The following is a 4,755-nucleotide window of genomic DNA, read 5'->3' on the forward strand; positions in this document are numbered from 1 at the left end:
CGTCACGCCGATACTTGCGCCGGGTGATTTCAGTCCAGGCCATCGTGCTCCCCTCGAATCTCGCAAATCCGAAGGAATCACAACCTGCTGAAATCACTCAGCTCCTTTTTCAGTCAGCCTCTAAAGCAGGGCGATATTGAGCGCGTTTGATACGAAACTGGCTGCGTCGGCAGGCCAAGTCCAAGGCTCAGCCGCATAAGCTCCAATATGGAACGTGACTGCCGCCGCGGTTTCAGCAGGTGAAGGTCATAGTGCGCCCTTGGACCTTTTACCGCATGCATATCCATATCGGGCGACTTTCTTGACTTTTTTTCCCGTCGCGGACGCCCGCTGAGGGTCGGATCCGGCCATCCGGCTGCCGCTCGGTTAGGGGTTCAAACGTCAGTCGGGCGCCGTTAGAGCGTATCGCCTTTGGGTTTACACGGACCTCATCCTGAGGCGCCCTCGCGTTAGCGAGGGCCTCGAAGGATGCTCCAGGGATTGCGTTAACGCACGTTCTGGAGCGTCCTTCGAGGCCGCTTCGCGGCGCCTCAGGACGAGGAGCGTAAGCGGCAAGCGATTCCAAGCAAACGCCGCGCGCTCTAGCCGATCACCAGCGGCGCTTGCAAAGTCGAATTCTCTGACTAAAGTCAGAGAATGCCCGACGCCGCGATCCAGCAAGTCCGCCGCTTCAACCGCCTCGTCACCCGCCGCGTCGGCGCGCTCGACCAGAGCTATCTCAGCCGCGGCCGGCCGCTCGGCGAGGCGCGGCTGCTGTTCGAGATCGGCCTCGCCGGCGCCGACGCGCGGAGCTTGCGCGCCGCGCTCGATCTCGATTCCGGCTATCTGAGCCGCCTGCTGCGCGCGCTTTCCGCCGAGGGGCTGGTCGAAGTCGTTCGGGGCAAGGGCGACGCGCGGGTCAGGCGCGTCGCGCTGACCGCCACAGGCCGCGCCGAGCTCGCCGCCTATGAGCGGCTGTCGGACGAACTCGCGCGCTCGATCCTCGCGCCGCTGACGTCGCCCGAGCGCGAGCGCCTGGTCGCGGCGATGGCCGAGGTGGAGCGGTTGCTGCGCGCCGGCGCTCTCGTCGTCGCGCGCGAGCCGGCGGACTCGGCCGACGCGGTCTGGTGCCTCGAGCGCTATTTCGCCGAGCTGGCGCGCCGGTTCGACGAAGGCTTCGATCCCGGAAAGGGCGCAAAGGTCGGCGCGGAAGCGATGAACCCGCCGCACGGATGGTTCTTTCTCGCCCGGCTCGATGGCCGGCCGGTCGGTTGCGGCGGGCTGGCGCGGCTCGGCGCAGAAGCGGGCGAGGTCAAACGCGTGTGGACGGCGCCCGACGCGCGCGGGCTGGGCGTCGCGCGCCGCCTCGTCGCCGCGATCGAGGCGCAGGCGCGCGAAGCGGGCCTGGCGACGCTCAAGCTCGACACCAACCGCGCGCTGAAAGAGGCGCAGGCGCTCTATCGCAAGCTTGGCTACGTCGAGACCGCGCGCTACAACGACAACCCCTACGCCGATCACTGGTTCGAAAAGCGATTGTGAGGCCAGTCCGCGCCGCGCCCAGAGCAAGATGCGTTGTGGTCGAATCGTCACCGGCGTCATTGCGAGCGAAGTGAAGCAATCCAGACTTGGGGATTGCGGCTGCGGCTTCGTCTGGATCGCTTCGCTGTCGCTCGCGATGACGACCGACAGCGATTCCATGCAAAAGCCGCGCACTAACCCGGCCCGCCGTCGCGCGGTCGATCAGGAATAGAGCCCCGCTTCGTCCGACAGCGCGCGATCAGCGCGTCGAGTCGGGAGAGGAACAGCTTCAAGGTCGCCGACGCATTGGTCTTGTTGTAGCCGATCACCAGGTCGATCGTCGGCGGGTCTCCGGCGAGCGGGCGGCTCGTGACCGACCAGGGCAGGAAGTTCTTGGCGTAGGCGGGCAGCAGCGTAACGCCGCGGGTCGAAGCGACCAGCGACATCGCCATGGCGAGATTGTCGACCTTGTGCGCGGGTTTGAGAACGACGCCTGAGCGTTTCAGGTAGGCCTCGATCGCCGCTTGCACCGTGGGCGCCGTTTCCGACATGCCGAGGAACGTCTCGCCTCGGAAGTCCTCGATCGCGACCGCCTCGCGCCCGGCGAGACGATGGTCGCTCGGCATCACCGCGACGAACGGCTCCTCGGCGACGAGCCGATATTCGAGGTCGGGCATGCCCGGCTCCGGCCTGAGAAAGGCGAGGTCGATCTTGCGGCGCATCAGCGCTTCGGCAAGCGTCCGCGAATAGCCGCTCGACACCGTCACCTCGATGTCGGGCAGAACGTCCTTCAGCGTCTGCATCGCCTCGGGCAGCCAATCCATCTCCTGGCCGGTCAGGAAGCCGAGCGCAAAAGAAGGCTTGGCCGGCGCAGCCGCGCGGCGCGCCGCTGCGACGGCCGCCTCCGCCTGGTCGAGCGCCAGCCGGGCATGTTCGAGGAAGGCTTTGCCCGCAGGCGTCAGTTCGACGCCGCGCACGCTGCGAGCCAGGAGTTGCGCTCCGACTTCATATTCGAGATCGCGGATCTGACGGCTGAGCGACGGTTGCGCGGTGTGCAGCCGCTGCTCCGCGGCGAGCGTCAGGCTGCCGGCGTCGGCGACGGCGACGAAATAGCGGAGATGCCGCAGCACCATGGCGCGTCTCATGCCTACCAGGTATGGGCGCCACCGTACAAAGTCTTTTTAAAGTGCGCTAGAGCGGCGTAATCACCATGCCGTTGCAGTCTTGCGAAACGAATCACGGCGCAAGAGCCTGGTCCCGAACTCAACCATCGCAACGCGGAAGCCGTCGCTTCCGCGAACGACGGATCGCGCCATCATGCCGGTCCGCAACAGAAGGAAATCGAACCATGACCACGCTCTCTGGAAAGACGGCTCTCGTCACCGGCGCTTCTCGCGGCATCGGCCGCGCCACAGCGCTTGCGCTCGCCAAAGCCGGCGCCCAGGTCCTCGTCCATTACGGTCGCGGCGCGGCCGAGGCGGAAGCCGTCGTCAAGGAAATCCGCGCCTCCGGCGGCCGCGCCGAGGCGCTCGCCGCCGATCTCGAGGCGCCCAGCGCGCCGCGCGCGCTCGCCGAGCAGGCGCGCGCCATTGTCGGCGATCGCCTCGACGTCCTGGTCGCCAACGCTGGCGTCGGCAAATCGGCGACGATCGAAGAGACGACCGTCGCCGATTTCGACCGGCTCTTCGCTGTCAACGTGCGCGCGCCGTACTTCCTCGTCCAGCAACTGCTGCCGATTCTGGGCGAGGGAAGCAGCGTCGTTCTCGTCTCCTCGCTTGCCGCACACGCCTCGGTCGGCGCGCTCTCGGCCTATGCCGCCACTAAGGGCGCGATCGACACGCTGGTGAAGCACTTCGCCGCCGAGCTCGGCGGGCGGGGCGTTCGCGTCAACGCGGTCGCGCCTGGCGTCATCGAGACCGATATGTCGAGCTTCACCAAATCCGAGGGCGGTCGCGAATTCACCCTCGGCATCCAAGCCCTCAAGCGGCTCGCCCAGCCCGACGACGTCGCCGGCGCGGTCGCCTTCCTCGCTTCGGACGAAGCGCGCTGGATCACCGGCGACACGCTCCGGGTCGACGGCGGCTCGAAGCTCTGAAGCGGTCTTTCATCCCTCCACAATCGTGTGAACCGCCCGACTAAGCCGTGGCGCCGCGTCGCGGCGCGCGCCATAATGAACGCGCGAACGCGCGCGAAGCGCTGTGAAAATGGGAAGGTCGGACGATGATCGCGGTTCTGATGCTGATCGCGCTTTCCGGCGCGCCTCCCGCGGTCGACGCGGCGAAGGTCTGCAGCGATGCGCAATCCTCGGCCCTGCCGGAGGACGCGAAAGTCGCCTTCGACAGTTGCGTGCGCGACGAGCAGGCGACGCGCGAGAAACTGGTGGCGCGGTGGCCGCACTATTCCGCAGTCGCGCGTTCGGCCTGCGTCGGCGACGGCGGCGGCGTCGGCTTGAGCAACGTCGAACTGTGGACCTGCCTCGAGATGCAGCCGGGCGGCAGCCTGAGCCTGCAGAGCAGCGACAACCCCGCCGACTCCGGCCTGTCGCCCGCGCCGCCGCGCGGCAAGAAGCCGTAGCGGGCGCCGCCGCGCCAGTCCGTAAACGCCGGGCGATCTTTAGCCGGGAGACGGGCGATGGCGGAACGCGCGCGGCGCAAACCGAACTGGACGTTGCAGGCGATTCTGTGCGCCGGCGTGGTCGTCTGGCAGTCCTACGATCTGGCGACGGCGGTCGAAGCGGGTTCGACGGCGCTGTTGGCGCTGCAATGGGTCCTGCTCGCCTGCGGCCTGATCGGCGGCGTCGGGGCGCTGGTCATGCTGGCGAGGGGCGCTCAACCACGCGGTTGAGGCGCGGCGAGCCCAGCGCGCTCGGCTTGCTTCGCCAGTCCTTTCTCTTTAAGTCGTCGCCCGACCCTTTCCCCGCGAGGCGCCCCTGATGGCCGAACTGCCCCCTCATCTGCGGCGCCTTGAAGCCGAAGCAATTCACATAATGCGAGAGGTTGTAGCCGAATTTATCAATCCAGTAATGCTATATTCGATCGGCAAGGACTCGTCGGCGATGCTGCACGTCGCGATCAAGGCCTTCCATCCGGCGCCCTTGCCGTTCCCTTTGCTGCACGTCGACACGACCTGGAAATTCCGCGAGATGATCGCCTTTCGCGACGAGACGGCGCGGCGGCTCGGCCTCGACTTGCGCGTCCACATCAATCAGGACGGCGTTGCGCGCGGCGTCTCGCCGGTCGCGTCGGGCAGCCAGCTCCA

6 protein-coding genes are annotated in these 4,755 nt (G+C 67.1%); 5 read left to right on the forward strand and 1 reads right to left on the reverse strand.

The genetic code is table 11. The features are described from left to right. The first annotated feature begins 636 nt into the window (after positions 1–636). Positions 637–1,518: a bifunctional helix-turn-helix transcriptional regulator/GNAT family N-acetyltransferase gene (locus ABSF49_RS20175; RefSeq protein ID WP_424114425.1), complete on the forward strand. Its 882-nt coding sequence runs from the start codon at positions 637–639 to the stop codon at positions 1,516–1,518. A 173-nt stretch (positions 1,519–1,691) separates the two neighbouring features. Here ABSF49_RS20175 and ABSF49_RS20180 read toward each other — a convergent pair whose 3' ends face one another. After that, positions 1,692–2,630: a LysR family transcriptional regulator gene (locus tag ABSF49_RS20180; RefSeq protein WP_424114426.1), complete on the reverse strand. Its 939-nt coding sequence runs from the start codon at positions 2,628–2,630 to the stop codon at positions 1,692–1,694. Between the two features lie 215 nt (positions 2,631–2,845). On the opposite strand from ABSF49_RS20180, the gene ABSF49_RS20185 reads away from it, so the two are divergent. The 4 genes from ABSF49_RS20185 to ABSF49_RS20200 form a co-directional block, all read left to right on the forward strand. Beyond that, complete coding sequence (locus ABSF49_RS20185; RefSeq protein WP_424114427.1) at positions 2,846–3,592, forward strand: SDR family NAD(P)-dependent oxidoreductase; 747 nt, start codon at positions 2,846–2,848, stop codon at positions 3,590–3,592. Positions 3,593–3,717: 125 nt separating this feature from the next. Next, positions 3,718–4,071: a hypothetical protein gene (locus ABSF49_RS20190; RefSeq protein ID WP_424114428.1), complete on the forward strand. Its 354-nt coding sequence runs from the start codon at positions 3,718–3,720 to the stop codon at positions 4,069–4,071. Between the two features lie 57 nt (positions 4,072–4,128). Next, on the forward strand, positions 4,129–4,341 hold the full coding sequence (locus tag ABSF49_RS20195) for a hypothetical protein (protein WP_424114429.1): 213 nt from the start codon (positions 4,129–4,131) through the stop codon (positions 4,339–4,341). A gap of 88 nt (positions 4,342–4,429) precedes the next feature. Then, positions 4,430–4,755, forward strand: a 326-nt coding sequence (locus ABSF49_RS20200) for a phosphoadenosine phosphosulfate reductase domain-containing protein (protein WP_424114430.1), incomplete at its 3' end; no start/stop codon positions are given.

The organism is Roseiarcus sp., assembly GCF_049514155.1.
Classification (GTDB): domain Bacteria; phylum Pseudomonadota; class Alphaproteobacteria; order Rhizobiales; family Beijerinckiaceae; genus Roseiarcus.

What these genes read in the sequence shown, in the direction of transcription:
- ABSF49_RS20185 (WP_424114427.1), top strand. Translation starts at nt 2,846, where the DNA reads ATGACCACGCTCTCTGGAAAGACGGCTCTCGTCACCGGCGCTTCTCGC.
- ABSF49_RS20195 (WP_424114429.1), top strand. Translation starts at nt 4,129, where the DNA reads ATGGCGGAACGCGCGCGGCGCAAACCGAACTGGACGTTGCAGGCGATT.
- ABSF49_RS20180 (WP_424114426.1), bottom strand. Translation starts at nt 2,630, where the DNA reads ATGGTGCTGCGGCATCTCCGCTATTTCGTCGCCGTCGCCGACGCCGGC.
- ABSF49_RS20175 (WP_424114425.1), top strand. Translation starts at nt 637, where the DNA reads ATGCCCGACGCCGCGATCCAGCAAGTCCGCCGCTTCAACCGCCTCGTC.
- ABSF49_RS20190 (WP_424114428.1), top strand. Translation starts at nt 3,718, where the DNA reads ATGATCGCGGTTCTGATGCTGATCGCGCTTTCCGGCGCGCCTCCCGCG.